The following is a 22,407-nucleotide window of genomic DNA, read 5'->3' on the forward strand; positions in this document are numbered from 1 at the left end:
GTATCGATGGATTTATATACAAGTTATTTCATAAATTATACGGCAAAGTCCAAAGGATTTTGCTATTATATTCTTCGAAGGCTGCCTGACCCAGCCTGATGAACATAACCTGCCCAATGACGCCTCGGCGACGAGGATGAGAGGGTGTTCCCCATGGGAACCTCCGCCCTTTAGGCGGAGAGGAGGTCAGCTAAATAAAATCTTGCATTGATAGTATATAGTGTTTGCGTTATAAATTGTCACAACCATCAATGAAATTAAATGTCTAATTATATCATTTATTTGAAATTTTACGTAAAAGTTTATTTGTATTTCAAAAATCTATTGTGGTTAAGTAAGTGCAAAAAATTCTGCAAACAACTATAAATAGTATATAGTCTATATAGTCTCGGACATTAATAAGTGGATAATTATCATTTGGAAAAATTTTTGTGGCAAAACTTTGTTTTGTCATTTATCCTCCTTCCCTTAAATACCATCCTTTATCCTTAATATTTTTAATCATTTTTCCATCATACTTTCCAATGCCTAAAAAGTCCCTATATTTGTTAAAAACAGCAACTTTACCTTTACCATGAATTTCTAAGATTGATGATTTGAAGATATCCCTACCGTACAAAAACATTGTTTCTCCTTTTTCATTCACAATAGCGTAGTTTTTACAAATTCCATCAGCGATTAGGGACATTCCCTCCAAAGATAGTAAAAATCTGTTTTTATTTTTCCTTGAGAACTCTCCAAATATTATGCCAAAACTATAAACCTTCTCAAAGTTCTTTAAATTTTTGATAACCTCTTTTGTTGCATACACAACATTAACCCAATTACCAACCAACGCGTATAAATTCTCAAATGGGAAGGTTTTTAGGTATTCCTCATCCACAAATCTTTTAAGTTCATGTTTAATTATCCCTATTTCCTTTTTTGTTAATGCCCTAAACTTCATCGCCTCACCACATATTACATTAGAAAACTCGAAAATCCAAACATACCAATGTCTTATAAATGTGATTTAAAAAATTAAAATTAAAAGAATAACGCTCATCTTCAAATATCATTACTTATACGGCAAACAAGTTTTACCATTGACAATTTTTTATATGCACCAGCCCGCAAAGCCACGATAACAGCACACTATTTATATAGGTAATCTTGAATGAACATGAGCGATCCTTAAAATTTACCGATAGTGGGTTTTATACTTTATGTAATGGCATTGTTAGTTTCTGGAATAGTTTATTATAAAGTATGCCGCAAAAAATTTTTAGAACATAATTGTCGCTAAGAAGACACCATTTGAATGATTAAAATTTACTCAATTTCATAAGACAAAAGATTTTCTTTAACTTTATTTATTTTCTCAATCTTCTCATCAACTTCTTTTTCATATTTATTTATTCTTTCCTTAAAGCTCTTTATTGCCCTCTCAACTTCTTTTGGTGCAGGGCCTCCTACAACATCCCTCATTTTGACATTCTCATAAGGATCTAATGCCTTCTTTATTTTTTCTTCATCAATTTTTAAGTTGTATTTTTCTAAAACCTCATAAATAACCTTAATCATATCCTTTTTTTCCTCAATCGCCCTCCTTACAACTTCCCCAACAATACCATGGGCAGTTCTAAATGGAATATTGCATTCTCTAACAAGAGTATCGGCAAGTTCTGTTGCAGTTGAATAATTAGCATTTGCTAACTCTCTCATCCTATCTGCATTTACTTTTAATGTTTTTAACATACCATGTATCATTTTTATCGTGTCTATTGTTGTATAAACGCTTTTCCACAAATGCGGACTTATTTCTTGCAAGTCTCTATTGTAGGTGTTAGGCAATGCCTTCAAAATGGTTAAAACACTAATTAAATTCCCATTTAAGGTTGATAATTTTGCCCGTGCAATCTCTGCAACGTCTGGGTTCTTCTTTTGTGGCATTATTGAGGATGTTGATGTGTATTCGTTTGCAATCTCAACAATCCCAAACTCGTATGTTGAGAATAGAATCAACTCCTCACAAATTTTTGATAAATTAGTCCCCAATATAGAGAGATTTGCCATCGTCTCAGCAATAAAATCCCTTGCAGAAACAGCATCCATTGAATTTTCTATAATGCCATCGAAGCCCAAAAGTTCCTTTGTCCTTTCCCTATCTATATCAAAACCAGTAGTTGCCATTGCCCCACTACCTAATGGGGAGATGTTTATTCTTTTGTAGGTGTCCAACAACCTTAAAATGTCCCTCTCAATTGCTGAAACATAGCTTAGCAAGTGATGGGCAAAGGTTGTTGGCTGTGCATGTTGCAAATGGGTGTATCCGACCATAAGCGTTTCTTTATGCTCTTTTGCCATGTTTAGGAGGTCCTTCTCTAAGTTTATAAGCATTTTTAAGATTAATAAAACCTTTTCCCTCAAAGCCATCCTTAAGTCAGTTGCAACTTCATCGTTCCTACTCCTACCAGTGTGCATTCTTCCAGCAACGTCCTCACCTAATTTTTTAATCAATTCACTCTCAATAACCATGTGTATGTCATCCAATGAAGGGTCTAAGTTGAGATTTTCCATGCCTTTTTTATAAATCTCTTTCAAACCTTCAATAATCTTTTTTGCATCTTCTTTTGAGATGATATTGTTTTCCATTAGCATTATTACGTGTGCAATATCACATAAGATATCTGCCTCAAAAATTTCTCTATCGAAATCTAAACTTGTTGTGTATTTTGCCACATCATTCTTTACTGAGTTTCCTAACCTACCTCTTCTTAGAATGTTCATAAAATCACCAAATTTTTTGTAAATTTTTGTATTTTTTATTTTAAATTTTTTGTGGATTTGTTAGAATTACTTTTCTAATGAATATTTGAAATTTAATACTTATTTTTGTGAGCGTAATTCTAAAAGTAGTTAAGCTACTTATGTAAATTACTTTACTTTTCCATAGTTATTGAAAATTTTAGGATACTTATTATATTTTTTAAGTTAAATCGATATATTTATGTAGTAATTTAGTACCATTCATGATTTATATAATATTGTTTAAGTGGTACTATGAATTACATAAATATTAAAGATAAAAATAAAGGTTGGTTAGATGCCCTATATTCAGCATGGTGTAATGGATGTAAATTTTACAATAAAAAGGAATATAATAAAGCAATGAAATATTTTAACTTACTAAATCAAATTTTTAGGGAAAATGTCCCAAAATATGATTTTTATGAACTTAGAGAAGAAGCATATAAAGAAATTTTAAATAATAACATCCAAAAAGGAATTAAAAAATTCATCTGGCATATTGAGGGGATTTTGTTAAGTAAGGACTATTATAGTTTATCAGGGGAATTAATAACTGTTACTTCAATACTTACAAAGATTGGAAAATATAACATTGCTAAATGTTTTTTGAATATAGGTGCAGAGAGAATATATGAAGATATTAAAGATATTAAACCAGAATCTATATTAAAAGAAGTATTAAATTCTTTGTTTGGTGATGAAGAGATAGAGAGAATAAAAAGAGAAAATAATTTAGAAAATTTGATTAAAGAAAACATTATTGATTTTAATATTGATTATTTTAATAGTATGATGGATTTTTTTATGTATGCTTTAAATTGGGAAAGATTTTTAAAAATACATGAAGAAGTTAAGAATAAAATAAAAAAATGCAAAATATCAAGAGAAATTATTGAAAAAATCATTGAAAGATTTGAAGAATCAATGAGTGATAAATTATCTATAGCCTATTTATTAAAAGGAGATTATGCTAAGTGTCTTGAATATATGGAATTATTTAAGAGGCATTATGGTGAATGTTTGAAAGAATATGAAATAGAAAAAAATAAATTTAATTTAATTGAATATATTGCAAATAGTTTAAAAGATAGGATTATTAAAAAAGAAGAATGGATAATTGAATTAAATGAAATTTACAAAGATATTTTAAATAAACCTTTAAAACCAACGTATAAAGAAACTAAAAACTGTGATTTGGAATATATTCTGGATTATTATGTTTTAAAAAGTTTTATTGAGTCAATATAAAGGATTATGGAGTTAAAACCAACTTAAAGGTTTCACTGCTATAGCTATGCTTTGCATGATGGGGGCTGTATTAGCTGAGCCGGTGGTTTTGGGAAATGTTGGATACTATGTAGGAAAAGAATTAGCTGGAGAAGCTGGAAGTGTTGTTGGAGGTTATATTGGAACAAAAGCTGGAGAATATGCTGGTGAAAGTGCAGGAATAATATTGGCAGAATTGTATGCAGAGGAGGGAGCAGCTGCTGGCTCTATAGCAGGACCAGTCGGTGCAATAATAGGGGGAATAACCGGCGCGTTATAAATATCCAATATATATTCTAATTTTCTTTATTATTTATAATATTATTTTTTGCTAAACCACTATGGGGTTGAGAACGATGGATAGCTGGGTTATTGTCATTTTTTTAATAATATACGCATTAATAGTACCATGGTTTGTTAATTGGATAATTTTAAATAGGCAAAATAAAAAAGTTGGTTTTTTAAAGTCTTTCCATTATTTAGAAAAAAAATTTAGTACTAAAGAAAAATTTGTCATAATATTTGTTGAGTTTATTTTAGTAATTACCTTGTTATATGGATATACACGGCTAAATATAAGTCAATTATATAGAATATTTTACCTATTTTCTGGCATTCTAATTGTGTTCTTGTTTAATTATTTATTAAAGATATCACTTAGACATGCAAAATCTAAACAAATAAGCTTTAATGATTAACTTAACTTGCAATAAAAAACGATGTGGATGGAAATATGAAAGTATTGTATATGATAACCATATTTTTATTTATCTTTGGATTTATTTCATCTTTAATGCTGAATATTAATACTAATAGCAATAATAATTCAAAAGTCGGAAATACCCCTAATTTTAAATTAGCTTCAGCACCTTTAACTTTAATTCTAACAAACAATCTAAAACTTATTTTTCTAATGTTAGCTGGAGCTATAACTTTCGGCTTATCCACTTTTATAAACTTAATCGCTCATGTTCATTCAAGATTACCTATATAAATAGTGTGCTGTTATCGTGGCTTTGCGGGCTGGTGCATATAAAAAATTGTCAATGGTAAAACTTGTTATCTATAGGTAATGATGTTTGAAGATGAGCGTTAAGGATTAATGCTTTATTTCAAATTTTAAGGAAGACTGAACTATTTGAGTTCTTTTAGAACTGGTAATTTTCCATATAATTTTATTTTTCACCTAAACATTATAGTATCCTATCTATATAATTACTTTAATAGTGATTATAGTCGTGTGCGTTAGAAATTGGAAATATGCTACTGATAAAATCATAAAGATTTATGACTTATTTAAAATTTAAAGGATGGATAAATGTTATTTGGAAATTCATTAATGTATAAATAAGTTTAAAAATTAATGGCAAAACCCTTTGGGTTTTGCCGTATATTAATTCCGCACACGACTATATTTTTCTCCAAAAATACCAAAACAGTGATGTTAGTAACAATATTAATACCGAAATAACGTAATTTTCTGATTTATAAATAATTATACTAGTTGATAGTAATCCGACGATTTGTGGGACAAATAACCTTAATTCTTTTTTATCTAAATAATTCATAAACACATACCAGCAATAAAGATACAACCAGATTCCCACACTAAAAACTAACATACTAATTCCCAAATTTCTCAATTTTGAGTACACAATTAAACACAAAATGAATATATAAATAAACCATGTTGTTGTTAGATAATCTAATAAAAGAAGTTGGATAATAGACGTTTTATCTTTTAAATATTCTCTTAGAACGCCATTCCAAATAGTTCTAATAACTACCAAAATTAATCCCCCAATACACAACCCTACCGATAAATATCCAAAAATTATCAAAAATACTTGAAATATCCCTACAAAATTATATATAGAATCATCATCTATAATATTGTTACTTATAATACCAATAATACCATATATAACTAAATAAATAATACAAAATGCTAACAGATACCACATAATTTTGAAGAATCTATCTGATACCATAAATATCAACTTTTATTATTTCTATAAATGTTAAAAAAAATAGTTAGTTAAAATTTTATGAGGCATATACAGTAAATGAGTCGTAATCTTGATCCCCAATTCCCCAAAAGGCCCCTTTAATAGCATCTCCAGATTTAAAGATAAATACACCTTTATTTAAATATTTAACTTTTACAACTATACGCTTTTTGTAATCAGAATAATCTAATGATTGCCATATAAGTAGTGTACAAGGGCCTTTTACAATACCAAGATATGGTACGAAAATATAATCTCCTTCTTTAAGTGTTCTAACAGCATCTGGTTGTGGACCGTCAACTATATAATAATATCTTACACCATCTGGAATTCTTAAATAATAAATAGTATGTCCCAAAATAAGTCCATTAAGAGAATTTTTAACATCTATAGTGACTTTTCCAAATTCACCCACATTATAATTATATTTATCTGAATGAATATCTATATATGCATGAGGTCGTGGAATTGGAATGTCTACCAAATTAACTTTTATTGGATTGTTATTTGTTATCTCAGATTTTATTAATTTACCATCTTTGTAAACATCTACTCTATATTTGTTTTCTTTTATTTTTGTAACTTTAATGAGATATTCACTCTTAATATTTTTGTTTTTTGTTTCAAGTATATTCACTTTCCCATTTGTATGGTATTTTATGAGGTTTCCATTTACCTTTACAATCTGGTCTGTTGGCGTATTTTTTACTACTTTAATATTCACCTTTTGAACTGTAATATCTTTATTACTTTCCGAGATCGCAACAGGCGTAGCAAATACTACCCCTACCATTCCTAATATTACCAAAGCAGCGAAACTTTTTAATATTCCTTTACTACATAGTTTCATTTTGCCACCTTTATTGTAGTTGTGGTTGCCACTGGCTCAGGACATATAGTCCATCATCGCCAACTATTCTTTACTTTTTTAAAGTTCTTATTTTCCACATTTTTCATAAACAAAATAAATGCAAAACCACTATATATATAACGATTTAAATCAAATAGAAATGTATTCAAATTAAGTTTTTAAGTGATTAGGATTTTTAGTAAAATAAAGTAAAAAGATAGCAACAATATAAGAAAGTTTAAAATATTAAATTATTTTAAAAATTAATAAAGACAATATTGCATCTTTCCAAAATATAAAGAACCATTAAAAACCAAACTAATATTAAAACATATCCTTCTTTTTTTCTTAATTTATAGTTGGAGATTGGATAAAACGCCTTAACTCCTGCAGGAGTTGTTGAATCACCGACAATATGGGATAAGTAACCTACTGCAATAGGCAAGATATATGAGAAATTTCCACTAACCAATGGATTTGGCTTTAAAATATCAAAAACAATCCATCCAAACAAGGCAATAATCAAAATTTTCCCCAACAACTTCTCATTAACAACCATCAACAAAACAATAATTCCTGCCAATATTGGAGAAAATATTGTTAATTTCAATGCCAAAAATCCCAAAATTACTGAAACAAAAATTAACGCCCAAAATGTATGTGTTATCCCCCTATGGTTTGCAAAATATGGGATAAGATAGATTAAAAGAACAGAAACTGCCAAAATAAACAAATCCAAATTAAAATATTCTTTTTTGAAGTAATAAATTAAGATATTTATTAAAACCAACCCCAACGAGATATAAATCCCCCTCTTAACAATATCCTCCTTAACATCGTGGTCTAAATCAGGATATAATGCCCCTGCCAAAACCAAAAATATCTGTTCTGGGGAAGAAATAAAAGGCAATCCAAATACAAGTCCCAAAATTGTATGCCCCTTCCAATCCATTTTGATCACAATTTAGATTTATGAAAATATTCATCTAAACCCCACATAATTTTTAAGATGCATTTAGACATAATTGATTTATATTTTAATTATTAATATATATCAATATAATATAATATGAAGTTGTTACAAGAATCTTTATAATTCTTAGTTGTAGTTTATGGAAAAAGTCAATTAATCTTTTATTTTTTAATATTTTATATTCCTATTCTTAATTCTTTCGATTTATAAAATATCATAATAATTATACTCTGATTTAAAAATTATGCTCAATCATAAAATTTAAATATAAGGAAATATAAAGATATTTTTGTAAAATTTGGGGGTGAGATATGGAAGTTGAGGGGGAAATAATCAACTATATCCAGTCAAAGTAAAAATGTTAGAATAAAATAAACCGAATGTTAGAGCATTTCAAACTAAAAAACATATTTAGGGGAAAATATGAAAAAAATTATTTTTTTATTGTTGGGATTTTTAATTACACTATCATATACTACATCAGTATATGCAAAAGTTAAAGTTAGCCCTAACTTGGAAGTTGTGATAAATGGAAAAAAAATTCCAATGAATGCTGAGAGAATAGAAAAACTTGAAAAAATGATAAATGAAAATGACACATCATGGGGCGAAGTGTTAAAAACAATAGCTCCAGAATATTGGAAATCACTATCAAGCACTGAAAAACAGATATTTCAAAAAATGAAATTTCAAAGTGAAATAAAAGGAGGCAGTAGTAAAATAGTAAGAGGAAAATTATATTTAAAGCCTATACAGTTAAATAGTTATGACAGAACAACTTATTTGAAGACACCTACACCTTTATTATTAGCAGGTCAATCAGATATATCACCTTCCCCAAATTTCCCTATAATAGAATATAGTGCCGATACTAGGGTGGTACTTCCACCATATTTTAATGTGGCATACATAAGTGCTGGTGCTACTTTAAATAGGAAAATAAGCGATAGCGATTCGGAAATGGTCGCATTCGTTTGTACAAGTGCAACTTATAAAAGTTATATTGAAGCTGTTTCAAATTATTATGTAATTAAACCAGGGTATTATAGAGTAATTGGAACACATGCTGTTGAAGATCCAAGATGCATGCCAAGTTCTTGGACGGGAATATCATATACTGATTGGGAATATGTTAATAACTAATTATTTAAATATTTTCTATTTTTTTGATAAGGTGGTAATGTGGGATGGACATTTGGAGTTATGTTTTATTGTGGGTCAAATTGGTATTATAGCATACTTTTTACAGTTGTAGTTTTATTTATTGTTGCATTATGGTTATTATGGAAAAAACAAAGAAAGAAATCTAATTGCACTAAATAGACTAAAAATATTATAAAAGGAGATATTGATATTTACTATAATTCCCACCAAACATTAGCTTGACTAATTATTGTCAATGCTTTTTAATGTGAATACTGTTGATATTTTTATCTAAATCAAGCTCTCAGCATCTACTTTATTTTTTATTTTCAAAATTATCTCTGGAATCATAGAGCATATATATGTCTTATCCGCATTTTTAACAACTTCTTCATCATTCCCATTGCATTTGTAGGCATTTATTCCTACTTCATTCAATATCTTAACAGTTGCCTCCTCAACCCATTTATTTGCATCACTAACATAAACCTCCTCTGGCATCAACTTCTTTGCTATTCCCCATGCTATATACCTCCCCCCTAAGAAACCCAACTTCTCCCCATTATATTCATTTTCAACATCTTCCAGTGTCTTCCTTATCCTAACTCTATCATGTAGTTTGCTGTTTTTAATAGCAACCCAATGGGCATCTCCAATAAACATTCCCCCCAATGTTTCTGGATAAATGATATTGCCTAAAAACTTACTGCTCCTTGCTATAGCAATTAAATCATGCCTACTTACCAAATTCACATCCATATTTTTTATCTCTTCCTTAATTATCCTCATAACCCTTGGCAATCCAAAATTACCCCTCTTTGCTGTTCCAGGAGAGTAACCACACATATATCCATGGTGATTTCCACTAAATCCACTTATAATCACATTAAGCCCACTCCTCAACCCAATTCTACATTCATCCTCATAGGCCCCATTTGTAGCAACAACTCCACCCTTAACCAAAATTCTTGAAACTGCTATTGCCTTTGCAAATGCTTTGAGGCGATTCTTTGCCCTATTGAACGGAGCCCCCTCAACGACCAAAACATCAACATCAAAGTCAATGCATGATTTTAGACCTGTTATCAAATCATCATACCCATCCCCAATGTGGAAAATTCCCTCCAATCCCTTACCATATTTTTTCGCTGCCTCGGCAACAACCGCCATTTCCTCTAATGGGGCTGCATGCTCCTCTCCACCCTGCTCTTCAACCACATTTATACATACAGTTGATGCTAACTTTACCCAATCATCAAATTCATGAGCATATTCTTTCTCTTTATCAATTAACCTCTTGTGTATCCTTTCTCTTGGGCATCCTTTATATGGTGGGCCGTTGTAATAACACTCTCCCATGCAGTGTGTTATCTCCTTTGGAAATCTCATCGCCCCATATTGCCCAAAGTGATCTAAATCCAACGGAACATCAACATTCTCATAAACCATCTTCATAACTTCTAATGGTGGAATCCCTTCCTTTTCTCCAATGTCTGCCAACGCATAGGCACAAACGTGTATAGTTAATCCCATATAATCAGTTAAGATACAGTTCTCTATGAATTGAGTTAGTGTTAAAGATGATGCACATGGCCCTACAGCAACCTCAACCAAATCACACCCCATAGGAAACTTTCTTAAATTGCTCCCTAATTTTTGAATCTCATTTAAAGATAAATCATCAACCGCATCAACAATCTCAATTATATCGCTTTCTTTTAATTTTTTCTCATTTAATTTTTTTATAATTAGCTTTCTTAATTCCAATGCCGCATCTAAATTATTTACACTTTCCTTTATAAGATCCCTCATAAAAACCCCTCAAGTTATTTACCATTTGTAAATACCTATCTTCAATTCTCTCAACTAATCCTAAATCATAGTTGTGAGTTTTTAAAATGATGGCATCATCTCTTTCTTTCCCATCAAACAAATAATCAGGGATTATTAAAATCCCATCATCTGAAATCTCTAAGTTCAAATCTTCAACAACCTTCCTAACAAAGTCAGTTTTTGGATTAACCTTTACATTCAAATTTTTTGCCAATTTCTTTATCCTTTTTTCTTTATTTTTTAAAAATTCTATTGAGTTGTTTATTTTTTCTTTATTTCCAATGCCTAATTTTTTTAACTCTTCAAGAGTTTCAATTAAGTCCTTAAAAGTTGCTGACTTAACTTCAAAAATCTCTGCATTTGGATTTAGTTTTTTTACCCCTTCTTTATAACCCTTGGATATGATTAAAAAATCGCAGTTACATTTTTCTTTGTATGGATTGACTATTTCGTAATCCTTCAATCCGATTAAATTGGCAATATCTTCATACATTTTAGTTATTCCAATTTTCATAATTTCACGCTTGGAAAATTTTCTAAAATTCGAAATAAAAATAATGAAAAAACAGAGAATTATAATTATTCAGTTTTTGCTATTAATTTTACTCAAATTTAACTTTGGCTTCAACCCTAACTCACTAATCATCTTAATAACTTCATTCAAATTCCCAGTTCTTGGATTTCCAACCCCCTTAATATTCATTGGATGATTATCTGGAATTACCGTTGCTAAGTTACTCGCTCCCCCCAATAAAGCAAATTGCACTAACTCAGCCCCTATTGTTGGGGTTGGGGATGTTATTCTTATATCTGGAAATATTAACCGTGTTATTGCAATTGTCTTTGCTTGCTCTAATGCAGAACATTTTGGATGATTTTCCATTGGTGTGTCTTTGTAGGGGTTAAAACCCATTATGGGAATTTCCCCAACGCCCAATTCCTTCAAATAAAAAAGATGTTCAACTCTATCTTCATAACTCTCTCCAATTCCAATCAATAAGCCAGAAGATAGTTCAATATCATACTTTCTCACTAATTTACAGACCTTTATCCTATCCTCTAATTTTTCTCCTGGTTTTACTTTATTAAATAACTCTTCATTTGTTGTTTCTAAGTTACAGCAAATTGTATCTATTCCGTATTTTTTCATTTCTTTTATTGTCTCCTCCGTCAAATCCGCCCCAGCATTAACTAAAACCTCTAAGTTCGTGTTTTCCTTAACAATTTTTAATGCTCTTAAAACCTCTCTCCCCCCATAACCATGTGCGGATGAACAGCTAACCCTACAAATCCCACTCTCTTCAATTGCTATTGCTGATTTTTTGATGTCCTCATCAGAAATTCTAAATGGTTTGTAATAACCCTCTCTTGAAGTCCCAGCGGCAAAACCACAGTAGTGGCATTTAGGATTAACTTTACAGATGTTGGTTATGTGGATTGTTGAAGTTATCTCAATCTCTTTCTTAAAATAATCCCTAACCTTTGAAGCAATATTAAATAACCTTAAATAATCACTCCAATGGTTTATTTCAAATAGTTTTAAAGCATCTTCTTTATCTATCAACCCATATTTTATAAATTCCTCATTTCCCTTCTTTAACTCTTCAAAATTCTCCTCTATCTTTTTAAATACCATTACATCACCATTTACGGATGGGTATCATGAATAATTTACTAATAACTAATAATTTACTAAATACTAAATTTCATAATGTCTATGAGCATCAATTTAAATTTATAATTGAATATAACCCAATACTCTGTTAAAATCCCATTTTCAAATATAAAAAAGAAAGATTAAAAAGTTTTCGATTTCGAAGTGAAGCGAAGAGCTGCAAAACCGAGGTTTTGCTCAATTAAAACCAATTAACATACAAATTAAAATATAAAAAATAAAAAAGAAGATTATTATTCAAAATTTACAATTTATTTATTTGCTTGTGACATTATTTCGCATTTGGTTTTTTCTCCTTCGTCCTCTACACCATGTTTTTTAAGAACTTCTAACGCTTGTGGTAATATGTCTGCTAAAGGTCCAAAGCACATACTGTCTGCTGTTCCAGTTAATGCTTTTGGATTTAAAACTTTTTCCATGTTTGCAATTCCTTCTTTTTTCATCAATTCTAAGAGTTGTGTAATTGCCTCTTCTGCCATCATTTGAGCGAAGTCAGCAGGAGCTCCTAAGATTTTTGTAACTGCATCTCTGTAAGCTAATAAACCAGCATAAACTGTTGCTGTAACTGCTGAACCCATGTCACAAACAGGACTAATTAAGTTTGCAGGTAATTTGTAAGCTGTTCCTCTTGCTTTTTGAGCTAATGCGTATAATTTTTCAACAGCTTCATCTGATGCAAATCCTGTTGATAAGAATACTTGTCCTTTCATTTCAGGAACTGCCCCTGGGTGGTAGGAGATGATGTTTAAGTCATCTCTTCCTAAATCTTTAAAGATTTTTGCGAATTTTGTTGTTGGGATTGTACATGCGTGGGTTACAATAGCCCCCTCCGGAATTGCATCAACGAATTTCTTAATGATGTCTGGTTGTTTGTTTCCTTTTGGTAACCATGTTAATATGATATCTGCATCTGCAACTGCCTCTTTGTCATCTGTTGTTATTTTTAAACCAACATCTTCTGGGTGAACTAAGTGGATACATGCTTTTGGAGGTTTTGGCAACTCTTTTGCTTTTGCTTTAACTGCCTCTCTAATTTTTGGCATTATTTTTTCTGGATCTTCTTTGTGTGCTTCAATAACTTCTTTTGGGTCAAACTCATCAATAACAACTAAACCAGGTTCCTCAGCAAAACATGGGTCTGAAACAACAACTTCTTTAACTTCATCACATAAGTGTAATAACTCTGCCCCCATTGTGATTGTTGAGTGTGTTAAAGCAATTTCAGGTTTGCCAACTTGTTCTGCAACTTCACATGCTCTCGCAAAGTTTGTAATTCCAGCAGCTGCGTGGGTCCTGTAACAGCCTGCCCCCAATATAGCAATTTTCATCACATCACCTCAAAATTTTGTATTACTATTATATAAATTAGTAATATATATAATTATCTATTTGGTTCAAATTATTACAATTTTTTGAAAAATTATTATTTGCCATTAAAAATATTAATAATATATTTTAAAATTTAATGGATATCAGTTTATTTAATATCAAACTTTAAAAAATAAAAAATAATAATTAAGTTTTTAAAGAATTGCAATTGCCCTAATTGGCACACCATCAATATTTTTAATTTTTAAAGGCAAACCGATGAAGAAAAATGATTTATTCACTAAAATATCCAAATTAGTGAGATTCTCAATAATCAAAATCCCATTTAATAAAAGAGATTTATGCACATCGTAATCTCCAATACTTGCACAATCCACACCTATCGCTTTGATACCTAAACTTAACAAATCATTCAAATAGTCTTTAATATTTATCCCCCTTTCAAAATACTCTTCCCTCCCCCAAAGTGATGAAATAGAGGTATAAATCAATAAAACATCTATATTTCTAATATAATTGCTTTTAGATAAAAATTCTTCCAAATTACCAATATTAACACAAAATCCCTCCCCAACAATAACATCTACCACAGAATCGTTATCTAATCCAACATGCTTTGGATAATCCACATGCGTAGAAATGTGGGAGCCCATTTTTATCTCAGAAACCATAAAATTCTCAAATTTGAGAGTACTTATACAAAACTTTGGATCTCCTGGATAGACAAAATCCATAACTTCATGACTAAGGTCAATAATAGTGTTTTTATTTTTTAATAGGTCTTTAATATCTCCCATACTCCCCAACATCCATATATTTTAGTTTTTTTACATTGATATATCATTATATTTGCCAATAATTTAATTAAGAGCACACAATTGAATCCCATCTTTCAATCCAAAGATAAAAATGTTCACATTTGGTGCATAAACCCAAGTCCTAATATATAAACTTTTCGAAAAATTTATATACCATAAGTGACAAGAAATAATCTGTGTATCGTTGGAGGAGTTGAACTTGAAAAGGATAATAATAACTCATAAAACTCCAAAGGGGAAGTTAATTGGGAGGGCTAATTTTCAACCGCCAATAAATTCAATTGTTATTTTGAAGAGCAATAAAAAATTCAAAAAAGTTGGTAAAATATATGATGTTTTTGGTCCTGTTAATAGACCATACGTAAAGATCATCCCATTTAAGGGTTTTGAGGATTATATAGGTGAGGTGTATATTCTCAAACAAAAGAACGGTAAATCTAAATATCGAAAAAAATAACTAAAAAATTTTATAAGTGGTAATTATGACAACCAAACAAGAACTCAAAGAAAAAATAACAACCACTGAAAACGAAAAATCAGAAAAAAAGATTAAAACTACTAACAACGAAAAAATTAAAAGCGATAAAAATGTTATCCTTGAAAAAGAAGAAGAATTAGTATGTCCAATTTGTGGAAGCACTAATGTTATTAAAGACTATGAGAGAGCTGAAATTGTATGTGAAAATTGTGGATGTGTCTTGCAACAAAACTTGTTTGATGTTGGGCCTGAATGGAGAGCATTTGACCATGAGCAAAGAGTTAAGAGAAGTAGAGTTGGAGCTCCAATGACATACACCATTCACGATAAGGGGTTATCAACAGTTATCGACTGGAGAAACAAAGATAGTTATGGAAAAGACATCTCTGCAAATAAGAGGGCTCAACTTTACAGATTGAGAAAATGGCAAAGAAGAATTAGGGTTAGTGATGCATCAGAGAGGAACTTGGCATTTGCATTATCTGAATTGGATAGAATTGCATCAAAACTCGGCTTACCAAGAAACGTTAGAGAAAACGCTGCTGTATTGTATAGGGGGGCTGTTGAAAAAGGACTTATTAGAGGAAGAAGTATAGAGGGTGTCGCAGCAGCAGCATTATATGCGGCATGTAGAAGATGCAGAGTGCCAAGAACTCTTGATGAGATTGCTGAGGCATCAAGAGTCGATAGAAAAGAAATTGGAAGGACATACAGATTTTTAGCAAGGGAATTAGGTATAAAATTAGCCCCAACAAACCCAATAGATTACGTGCCAAGATTTGCATCTGAATTGGGATTACCTGGAGAAGTTGAGTCAAAGGCAATAGCCATCTTGCAAAAAGCTGCTGAAAAAGGTTTAACAAGTGGAAGAGGCCCAACTGGTGTTGCAGCAGCAGCAATTTACATAGCAAGTGTATTATTAGGAAATAGAAGAACACAAAGAGATGTTGCAGAAGTTGCCGGAGTTACAGAAGTAACTATAAGGAATAGATACAAAGAACTTACCGAGCATTTAGATATAGATGTAACGCTATAACCCAAAACTCTATTTTAAACGATTTAAGTTTTGAACGCTTTATCTTCAAACATCATTACTTATAGATAACAAATTTTACCTCTTTATGAATAACACAAAAAATAAATTTGGGGTCTGTCCAATATGAGTATTGGTGAGTAAATACCCATATTGGACTTGGGCGTCATCAGCCACACAAGGGTGTCTCTGCCCCTGTCGTGGACATAAAAACCTAACGGTTTTTAAGTTCTCGTCGCTTCGCTCCGAGATGACCCCAAGCTCCACCCATCTATCTTTTTATCTTTATAAAGTTCTATATAAATATATCGAAAACTCATAAACACATCCTCACAAATACTCACAAAAAACTAAACAGTTTTGAACGGCAAAACCCGTAGGTTTTGCCGTAATATTTTAAATACTGTGCATACCAAATTTATATGGTTTAAAAAGTTTCATTATGAACTATAATATTGATAATGTTTTTTATACCATACACCACTAATATTATATTAAATATATGATATTGCAGCCATTCCAAATTCTAACGCATATAACCATTATAAACATTAATAAGGTGATATATAAAATATAATAAATAGAAATAGGGTACAAAAAGTAACAATCATTATACATGATGGTTACCGTTCTCCGCTTCGGGAATCTATAGGAACTTTAAGCAACATTCCGAAGCGGTTCTCCCGTTCAGCCTATACAGCCTCATCAGGGAGCGTTCGCGGGGAACGGGACTCCGCACATCTGTCTGACTACACCCACATCCCACCCCTATTATAGTCGTTCTACAAATTACGGCACTGTCCATAGTCCCAAATTTTAAATTTTAGGTAATTTAACAAAACTCTAATTTAAATTAGAGTTAGATTAACTGTCATCTAATTGTAGAACGACTATAAGGGACTTTCGGGTTTATTATAATTGATATACGGCAAAACCTTTTAGGTTTTGCCAAAAGACATACGGCAAAACTTTCAGTTTTGCCAAAAACCCTTCTAACGCACACGACTATATTTAAATGTTACTTAAATCAAAAACTGCGTTGAACCCATTAATAGGGGTTAAAGATGTTAGGGTATAAATTTAGATGTATCAATTATGCACCATCTTCCTTAAATACAATAACAACATTTCAAAATTCACATTTAAAATTTCCCAAAATAATTACATAATCGGTGATTAAATGGGACTTCTTGATAGAATTCAGAAGAAAAGCGTAAAAACTACTGCAGAACCTGAAACTAAAAAAGAAATGGAAAGAAAAGAAACAATTAAAGATGCTGAGCCAAAAACTATAGAATCCAAAATAACACCCAAAATAAATCTTTCTAAAGACGCATCTGAAATAATATTAGACACTTACAGAGTTGCTATCGGGGATATTGAAATGGATGTATTCATTAAGAAAAAAGGTAGTATGATATACTACGAAATCTCAGAACTTGATAAAATAAAACAGGCACTATCAAAACTAACAGAGGATCATATAAAAACAATAAAATCAGATATTTCAGAACGTCTATTTACACAATTAGAACAAATTAAAGAATATTTAACAAATTTTGCTGACAGACGTAATATAACATTTAATAAAGATGAATTGGATTGCTTAGCAAAATACTTTTACTTATTAATAGGAAGGTTGGGTTTATTAGAAGTCCCGTTAAACGATCCAAGATTAGAAGAGGTTATGGTTAATGGTTGGAATTTGCCAGCATTCGTATTCCACAGAAAATATCAGATGTGTGAAACTAACATTGTTTTAGATGAGGGGGAATTAACAAGAATCATTGAAAATATTGCATATCTTGCAAATAGAACAATAGATGCAAGAACTCCTATGCTTGATGCATTCTTACCAGATGGTAGTAGGGTGAATGCAACAACACAAGATGTTACATTAAATGGGGCAACATTAACAATCCGTAAATTTACAAAAGACCCATTAACAATAACCGACTTAATTAAATTTGGAACATTTGATTTGGAAACTGCAGCATTTTTATGGCAAGCCGTTGAAGGATATTTTGGAGCAAAACCTGCCAACACCTTAATTGTAGGGGGAACAGGTTCTGGTAAAACAACAACATTAAACGTATTGTCCATGTTTGCCATGTATACAGATAGGATAATAACGATTGAAGATACACCAGAATTGCAAATTCCACATAAGCACGTTATAAGGATGATTACACGTCCTCCAAGACCTGGTGTTCCAGGATATGAGATAACCATGGATGACTTAATTAAAAACGCCCTGAGGATGAGACCTGATAGGATACTCGTTGGGGAAGTTAGGGGGAAAGAAGCCCACTCATTACTTGTTGCTATGAACACAGGTCACGATGGAGCATTGCATTATGATGCAAATATAATGCTTAACAATGGCATGGAAAAGATCGGAGAGTTCTGTGAGGCATTCTTTGATGGAAACATTGAGACATACAAGAATCATGAGTATGTTGATATCTCTGATGAGAATATAACAATAAAGAGTTTAAACAAAAAATCCCTAAAATGTGAGAAAAAAAGAATCTTGAGGGTTTGGAGAACAAAATACAACGGCTATCTATATAAGATAAAAACTGAAGATGGTGGGGAAATAGTAGCAACAAATGATCACCCATTTTATACTCTAAATGGAATAATATATGAGAAAAATGCAGAGTTCTTAAAATGTGGGGATTTCATTGCCGTGCCAACTAATGGCACTGATGAATTAGAGAAGTTCGAAAATACTGGAAAGATACTGAGAGATATAAGAGAACACCTAAATATGAATCCATCAGAATTGGAAGAAATTACTGGCATTAATTCAGAAACAATTAAGCAGTATGAAAATTCAAGTGTAATATCAAAAGATGATTTGAGAACACTCGTTGAAAATATTAAGGAAAAATACTCAGAAAAATTAAAGTCAAACTACTATAACAAATCAAAAAAATTAAATGAAAGATTAGACAGTTTAGTTACAAGTAGAAAGTTGAATCACCTATTGGCATTATGCAATGACATAACATGGAAAAGAGTAGTATCCATTGAAAAAGTAAAATATGATGGATATGTATATGATTTAACCGTTGAAGATAACCATACATACATGGCTGGAAATACTGGGATGTTTTATGTTTCCAACTGCTCTGGGACATTACACGCAAACAGTGCTGATGAGGCAATATTAAGATTAATAAGCCCCCCAATGAACGTCCCAAAAATCATGATCACATCATTAAACTTCATAATAAACCAACAAAGAATTAGGAGAAACAAAAAAACAGTTAGAAGAATATTGGATATAGTTGAAATTGTAAGTGGAGATGGGGTACAAATTAGCAAAACCACATTGTTTGAGTATGATGGTATTACAGATTCCCTCATCAAAAAAGGTATCTGCATGTGGGAAGAAGAGGTTTGTGAAATTGCAGGAATTACAAGGGATGAATTGATGGACGATAGGATAAATAGGAAAAAGGTCTTAAAGTATATGGTGGACAACAACATCCATAAACTTGAAGATGTGGCTCCAATAATAATGGCATATCAAGAAGATCCGGAAAAATTATTACGTTCCCTCCACTTATAACTCAATTCATTTTATGGTGGGTTCTATGGTAGAAATTTCTGTGGAAAACATAAAAAAATTTTTTAAGAAAATTTCAAAACGCATAGATGATTTTTTAATTAAAATAGGGCTAAAAAGGAAAAGAATAAGATTCCGTACTGCTTGGGAAGAATATCTCAGAAGAATGTCAAGTGGTGAAGAGGCACTTACATTTTACGAACCATTCATAGAAGATACCCCCATGGATGTCAGAGATATTGATGATTTATTTGGTGATGATTTAGGGATTTTTGAGAAATATTCAAAATCACTCTCATATTGGATAACCCACACGTCATTTTTACCATCAAAAAGAGATTTTCAATATATAGGTATAAGTGATGAGAAAAAATATTTCGCTAAGGTGTTATTAGCAAGTCTTGGAACATTCATTCTTTTGTTTTTATATGGGGCTATTTTGAACAATAATCCAATTTCAGGTATCTTAAATGGTTTCATCTTCGCTGGAGGTTTAATGATAGCCGGTATTTTCTACCCCAAATTAAAATTAATATTATTTAGAGGAGAAATAAAAATTCAAATATTATTTGCATTGTTGTATATGGTATCTGTTGTTAGGGTAGGAATATCACTTCAGGAAGCTATAGAAAACGTTGCAAAAAGTCCAGAATATGGAATAGTATCTTATGAATTCAAAGCAATAATTCATGACGTAAATGTTGGTGGATATAACTTTGTAGAGGCACTGGAAAGGGCAAAAATGAGAACTAAAATACCACTTATGGAAAAATTGTATGATCAGCTCTTAGTGGCTTTTAATAAAGGTAATGTTTCTCTATTGTTGGAGAAGTTGTATGAGGATATTGTTAGACAATCTTTGGCAAAAATAGATTCATCAAAATTTATGATATCAAATTTAGGAAATCTTGTTTTTGGTGTTGGGTTGATTTTACCATTTGCTGGTATGATACAGTCAGCACTTGGTAGTCAGCAAGGATTTCCCGGAATAATAGATACAGTTGATCTCATACTAACAAAAATAGGTCCAATCTCAACAATAATTTTCACGATATTTATTAAAATGAAGATTGAGTGAGATTATGTCAATCATAAACAAAATATATATTTATTTTATAAAACGGAACATTAGAATACTGCGAAAAATTGGAAAACGCGTTGATGAAAGGGTATTTATATCGTTATTATTGTTTGTATTTGCAATTCCATTAGTATTTAGTTTATTTTTTAATTTAACATTAAAAACAGCAATAATATTGGCATTAGTATATCTTGCATCCGCATTATCCATTCCAACAATCCTCTATGAAATAAAGATTGAAAGGTTTGAACAAAACTTACCAAAGGCTTTATATACAATGATTCTTGCCTTAGAGTCAGGAAGGTCATTAACTGAAGCTATGGAAGAGGTTATTAAAAGTGGTATTAGTGAGGTTGATAAGGTTTTTGCCAGAGTTATGATATTAATGATTAACCAAAAAATGAGTTTTGAAGATGCTATGCTGGTTGTTGCCAGTTATCTGGATTCAAAAGTATTCCGACAGCTTTCAAGATTATTAATAGAAAACAGAAAATATGGTGGGGATTTAGCAAACACACTAAAAATATTGGCTAAAACCTTAGAGGACTTTCAAAATTTAAGAAGGCAGTTGTTAAGTGTCACTGCAAATGGTCTTGCCGTGGGTTTAGTTATATTATGTGGGGTTATACCAGCAACGGCAGCCTTGATTGGGGGGTATTTAATAATCGTCTCAAAAATAGCTCCACAAATGCCATCAGTAACTCAGGATCAAATAGCAAAATGCGTTGAAATAATCCAAACTGGAACTGGAATATTTGGGTTATTATTTGCTATACCACTATATGGTCTTAAGTTGGGTAGGATGATTTTAATGTGTGCTATATGTATGACCATGGGTATTATAGCATTTTATGGCACGTTAAAACTTACAGGGATGTTATTCAGTTAAACTAAAAAAATTAAAGTACAATGTTAAAACAAAATAATAAAAAATACAGAAACCAGAAAACTAAAAATGAACTTTAAATTTTTATTTTAACAATGAATTTATTTCATCATTTAACCTTAAAATTCTTTCTATTGCAGGGTGATTATCCCCCAACTTTCTCCTAAATTTATCTACGACAAAACCAATATCCACTCTTTTAGTCCCGCTTACTAAGTTATCTGCATGAGCCACAATTTTCTCCTCCAAAGTTACTGGAACGTAATCTTTTGGTGGTAAACCAAGTTCAATAGCCTCTTTTTTTGTTATTCCAGCACCAATATGCCTCTCCGCTATTAACGCCAATCTTTCATCAAAACCATGCATTCTCAGAATTTCCGCCCCAGCAATCCCATGCTCTATACCATGCGTTTTGCTCCTCCCAATATCATGCAACAGCCCACCTAACCTAACTAACTCTAAATCTACTGGATGACCATTGTTTTTTATTTGTAAGGCTATTTCATAAGCATAATTTGAAACAGCGATGCAGTGTTCTACAACATTTTTATCACATAACTCCTTTAAAAGCGATAGTGCATCCATGTTTCCACCTTACGAAACTAAAAAAGTTGTAGTTTATTTTTAATTCAAAAAATTAAAATTAATTTATGAATTCTTAGGTTT

General features: G+C 31.2%; 19 protein-coding genes. 8 read left to right on the top strand and 11 right to left on the bottom strand.

Annotated elements, in window-relative coordinates; genetic code table 11:
• Positions 1-454: 454 nt before the first annotated feature.
• Both METIG_RS05600 and argH read right to left on the bottom strand, forming a co-directional pair.
• Positions 455-946 (bottom strand): PUA domain-containing protein, encoded by a 492-nt coding sequence (locus METIG_RS05600; protein ID WP_013799257.1) that lies wholly within the window; start codon positions 944-946, stop codon positions 455-457.
• A gap of 365 nt (positions 947-1,311) precedes the next feature.
• The gene (argH, locus tag METIG_RS05605) at positions 1,312-2,769 is read right to left on the bottom strand and encodes an argininosuccinate lyase (RefSeq protein WP_013799258.1); all 1,458 of its coding nucleotides are present in this window, start codon (positions 2,767-2,769) and stop codon (positions 1,312-1,314) included.
• Positions 2,770-3,042: 273 nt separating this feature from the next.
• Between argH and METIG_RS05610 the strand changes: the two genes are divergently transcribed.
• Complete coding sequence (locus tag METIG_RS05610; RefSeq protein ID WP_013799259.1) at positions 3,043-4,038, top strand: tetratricopeptide repeat protein; 996 nt, start codon at positions 3,043-3,045, stop codon at positions 4,036-4,038.
• A gap of 46 nt (positions 4,039-4,084) precedes the next feature.
• Positions 4,085-4,336 carry a hypothetical protein gene (locus METIG_RS05615; protein ID WP_013799260.1) on the top strand — a complete coding sequence of 84 codons (252 nt, stop codon included), beginning with the start codon at positions 4,085-4,087 and terminating at the stop codon, positions 4,334-4,336.
• Between the two features lie 1,766 nt (positions 4,337-6,102).
• On the opposite strand, the gene METIG_RS05635 is transcribed toward METIG_RS05615, so the two are convergent.
• Together METIG_RS05635 and METIG_RS05640 are read right to left on the bottom strand one after the other, a co-directional pair.
• A complete protein-coding gene (locus METIG_RS05635) occupies positions 6,103-6,915 on the bottom strand; it encodes a hypothetical protein (RefSeq protein WP_013799264.1) in 813 nt (270 codons plus the stop codon).
• 256 nt (positions 6,916-7,171) lie between these two features.
• Positions 7,172-7,867, bottom strand: a complete 696-nt coding sequence (locus METIG_RS05640) for a metal-dependent hydrolase (RefSeq protein ID WP_013799265.1) — start codon at positions 7,865-7,867, stop codon at positions 7,172-7,174.
• A 444-nt stretch (positions 7,868-8,311) separates the two neighbouring features.
• On the opposite strand from METIG_RS05640, the gene METIG_RS05645 reads away from it, so the two are divergent.
• Positions 8,312-9,031, top strand: a complete 720-nt coding sequence (locus tag METIG_RS05645; protein WP_013799266.1) for a hypothetical protein — start codon at positions 8,312-8,314, stop codon at positions 9,029-9,031.
• A gap of 291 nt (positions 9,032-9,322) precedes the next feature.
• On the opposite strand, the gene hmdC is transcribed toward METIG_RS05645, so the two are convergent.
• The 5 genes from hmdC to METIG_RS05670 form a co-directional block, all read right to left on the bottom strand.
• A complete protein-coding gene (gene hmdC, locus METIG_RS05650; protein ID WP_013799267.1) occupies positions 9,323-10,843 on the bottom strand; it encodes a 5,10-methenyltetrahydromethanopterin hydrogenase cofactor biosynthesis protein HmdC in 1,521 nt (506 codons plus the stop codon).
• The gene (locus METIG_RS05655; protein WP_013799268.1) at positions 10,812-11,378 is read right to left on the bottom strand and encodes a hypothetical protein; all 567 of its coding nucleotides are present in this window, start codon (positions 11,376-11,378) and stop codon (positions 10,812-10,814) included. The genes hmdC and METIG_RS05655 overlap by 32 nt, the downstream gene beginning before the upstream one ends.
• A gap of 69 nt (positions 11,379-11,447) precedes the next feature.
• The gene (gene hmdB / locus METIG_RS05660) at positions 11,448-12,500 is read right to left on the bottom strand and encodes a 5,10-methenyltetrahydromethanopterin hydrogenase cofactor biosynthesis protein HmdB (protein ID WP_013799269.1); all 1,053 of its coding nucleotides are present in this window, start codon (positions 12,498-12,500) and stop codon (positions 11,448-11,450) included.
• 290 nt (positions 12,501-12,790) lie between these two features.
• The gene (gene hmd / locus METIG_RS05665) at positions 12,791-13,867 is read right to left on the bottom strand and encodes a 5,10-methenyltetrahydromethanopterin hydrogenase (protein WP_013799270.1); all 1,077 of its coding nucleotides are present in this window, start codon (positions 13,865-13,867) and stop codon (positions 12,791-12,793) included.
• Positions 13,868-14,062: 195 nt separating this feature from the next.
• Positions 14,063-14,677 carry a cyclase family protein gene (locus tag METIG_RS05670; RefSeq protein ID WP_245527596.1) on the bottom strand — a complete coding sequence of 205 codons (615 nt, stop codon included), beginning with the start codon at positions 14,675-14,677 and terminating at the stop codon, positions 14,063-14,065.
• A gap of 208 nt (positions 14,678-14,885) precedes the next feature.
• On the opposite strand from METIG_RS05670, the gene METIG_RS05675 reads away from it, so the two are divergent.
• Together METIG_RS05675 and METIG_RS05680 are read left to right on the top strand one after the other, a co-directional pair.
• Entirely contained in the window at positions 14,886-15,143 is a 258-nt protein-coding gene (locus METIG_RS05675; RefSeq protein ID WP_013799272.1) for a Gar1/Naf1 family protein, read from the top strand.
• A gap of 25 nt (positions 15,144-15,168) precedes the next feature.
• Positions 15,169-16,200 (top strand): transcription initiation factor IIB, encoded by a 1,032-nt coding sequence (locus METIG_RS05680; protein WP_013799273.1) that lies wholly within the window; start codon positions 15,169-15,171, stop codon positions 16,198-16,200.
• A 75-nt stretch (positions 16,201-16,275) separates the two neighbouring features.
• Here the strand turns inward: METIG_RS05680 and METIG_RS09295 are convergent, their stop codons facing one another.
• Complete coding sequence (locus METIG_RS09295) at positions 16,276-16,464, bottom strand: hypothetical protein (RefSeq protein WP_172632597.1); 189 nt, start codon at positions 16,462-16,464, stop codon at positions 16,276-16,278.
• 913 nt (positions 16,465-17,377) lie between these two features.
• Between METIG_RS09295 and METIG_RS05685 the strand changes: the two genes are divergently transcribed.
• From METIG_RS05685 to METIG_RS05695, 3 genes are read left to right on the top strand one after another with little or no spacing between them, the layout of a single operon-like run.
• Positions 17,378-19,777 carry an ATPase, T2SS/T4P/T4SS family gene (locus tag METIG_RS05685; RefSeq protein WP_013799274.1) on the top strand — a complete coding sequence of 800 codons (2,400 nt, stop codon included), beginning with the start codon at positions 17,378-17,380 and terminating at the stop codon, positions 19,775-19,777.
• Positions 19,778-19,802: 25 nt separating this feature from the next.
• Positions 19,803-20,852 (top strand): type II secretion system F family protein, encoded by a 1,050-nt coding sequence (locus tag METIG_RS05690; RefSeq protein ID WP_013799275.1) that lies wholly within the window; start codon positions 19,803-19,805, stop codon positions 20,850-20,852.
• Positions 20,853-20,856: 4 nt separating this feature from the next.
• On the top strand, positions 20,857-21,744 hold the full coding sequence (locus tag METIG_RS05695; protein WP_013799276.1) for a type II secretion system F family protein: 888 nt from the start codon (positions 20,857-20,859) through the stop codon (positions 21,742-21,744).
• Between the two features lie 81 nt (positions 21,745-21,825).
• On the opposite strand, the gene METIG_RS05700 is transcribed toward METIG_RS05695, so the two are convergent.
• The gene (locus tag METIG_RS05700; RefSeq protein ID WP_013799277.1) at positions 21,826-22,326 is read right to left on the bottom strand and encodes a TIGR00295 family protein; all 501 of its coding nucleotides are present in this window, start codon (positions 22,324-22,326) and stop codon (positions 21,826-21,828) included.
• Positions 22,327-22,407 lie beyond the last annotated feature (81 nt).

The sequence above is a fragment of the Methanotorris igneus Kol 5 genome (assembly GCF_000214415.1).
GTDB lineage: Archaea > AGJL01 > Methanococci > Methanococcales > Methanococcaceae > Methanotorris > Methanotorris igneus.

Coding starts and splice junctions, on each gene's coding strand:
- hmdC (WP_013799267.1), bottom strand. CDS start 10,843: ATGAGGGATCTTATAAAGGAAAGTGTAAATAATTTAGATGCGGCATTG.
- hmd (WP_013799270.1), bottom strand. CDS start 13,867: ATGAAAATTGCTATATTGGGGGCAGGCTGTTACAGGACCCACGCAGCT.
- METIG_RS05685 (WP_013799274.1), top strand. CDS start 17,378: ATGGGACTTCTTGATAGAATTCAGAAGAAAAGCGTAAAAACTACTGCA.
- METIG_RS05640 (WP_013799265.1), bottom strand. CDS start 7,867: ATGGATTGGAAGGGGCATACAATTTTGGGACTTGTATTTGGATTGCCT.
- METIG_RS05680 (WP_013799273.1), top strand. CDS start 15,169: ATGACAACCAAACAAGAACTCAAAGAAAAAATAACAACCACTGAAAAC.
- METIG_RS05600 (WP_013799257.1), bottom strand. CDS start 946: ATGAAGTTTAGGGCATTAACAAAAAAGGAAATAGGGATAATTAAACAT.
- METIG_RS05655 (WP_013799268.1), bottom strand. CDS start 11,378: ATGAAAATTGGAATAACTAAAATGTATGAAGATATTGCCAATTTAATC.
- METIG_RS05700 (WP_013799277.1), bottom strand. CDS start 22,326: ATGGATGCACTATCGCTTTTAAAGGAGTTATGTGATAAAAATGTTGTA.
- METIG_RS05610 (WP_013799259.1), top strand. CDS start 3,043: ATGAATTACATAAATATTAAAGATAAAAATAAAGGTTGGTTAGATGCC.
- METIG_RS05645 (WP_013799266.1), top strand. CDS start 8,312: ATGAAAAAAATTATTTTTTTATTGTTGGGATTTTTAATTACACTATCA.
- hmdB (WP_013799269.1), bottom strand. CDS start 12,500: ATGGTATTTAAAAAGATAGAGGAGAATTTTGAAGAGTTAAAGAAGGGA.
- METIG_RS05635 (WP_013799264.1), bottom strand. CDS start 6,915: ATGAAACTATGTAGTAAAGGAATATTAAAAAGTTTCGCTGCTTTGGTA.
- argH (WP_013799258.1), bottom strand. CDS start 2,769: ATGAACATTCTAAGAAGAGGTAGGTTAGGAAACTCAGTAAAGAATGAT.
- METIG_RS05690 (WP_013799275.1), top strand. CDS start 19,803: ATGGTAGAAATTTCTGTGGAAAACATAAAAAAATTTTTTAAGAAAATT.
- METIG_RS05695 (WP_013799276.1), top strand. CDS start 20,857: ATGTCAATCATAAACAAAATATATATTTATTTTATAAAACGGAACATT.
- METIG_RS05670 (WP_245527596.1), bottom strand. CDS start 14,677: ATGTTGGGGAGTATGGGAGATATTAAAGACCTATTAAAAAATAAAAAC.
- METIG_RS05615 (WP_013799260.1), top strand. CDS start 4,085: ATGCTTTGCATGATGGGGGCTGTATTAGCTGAGCCGGTGGTTTTGGGA.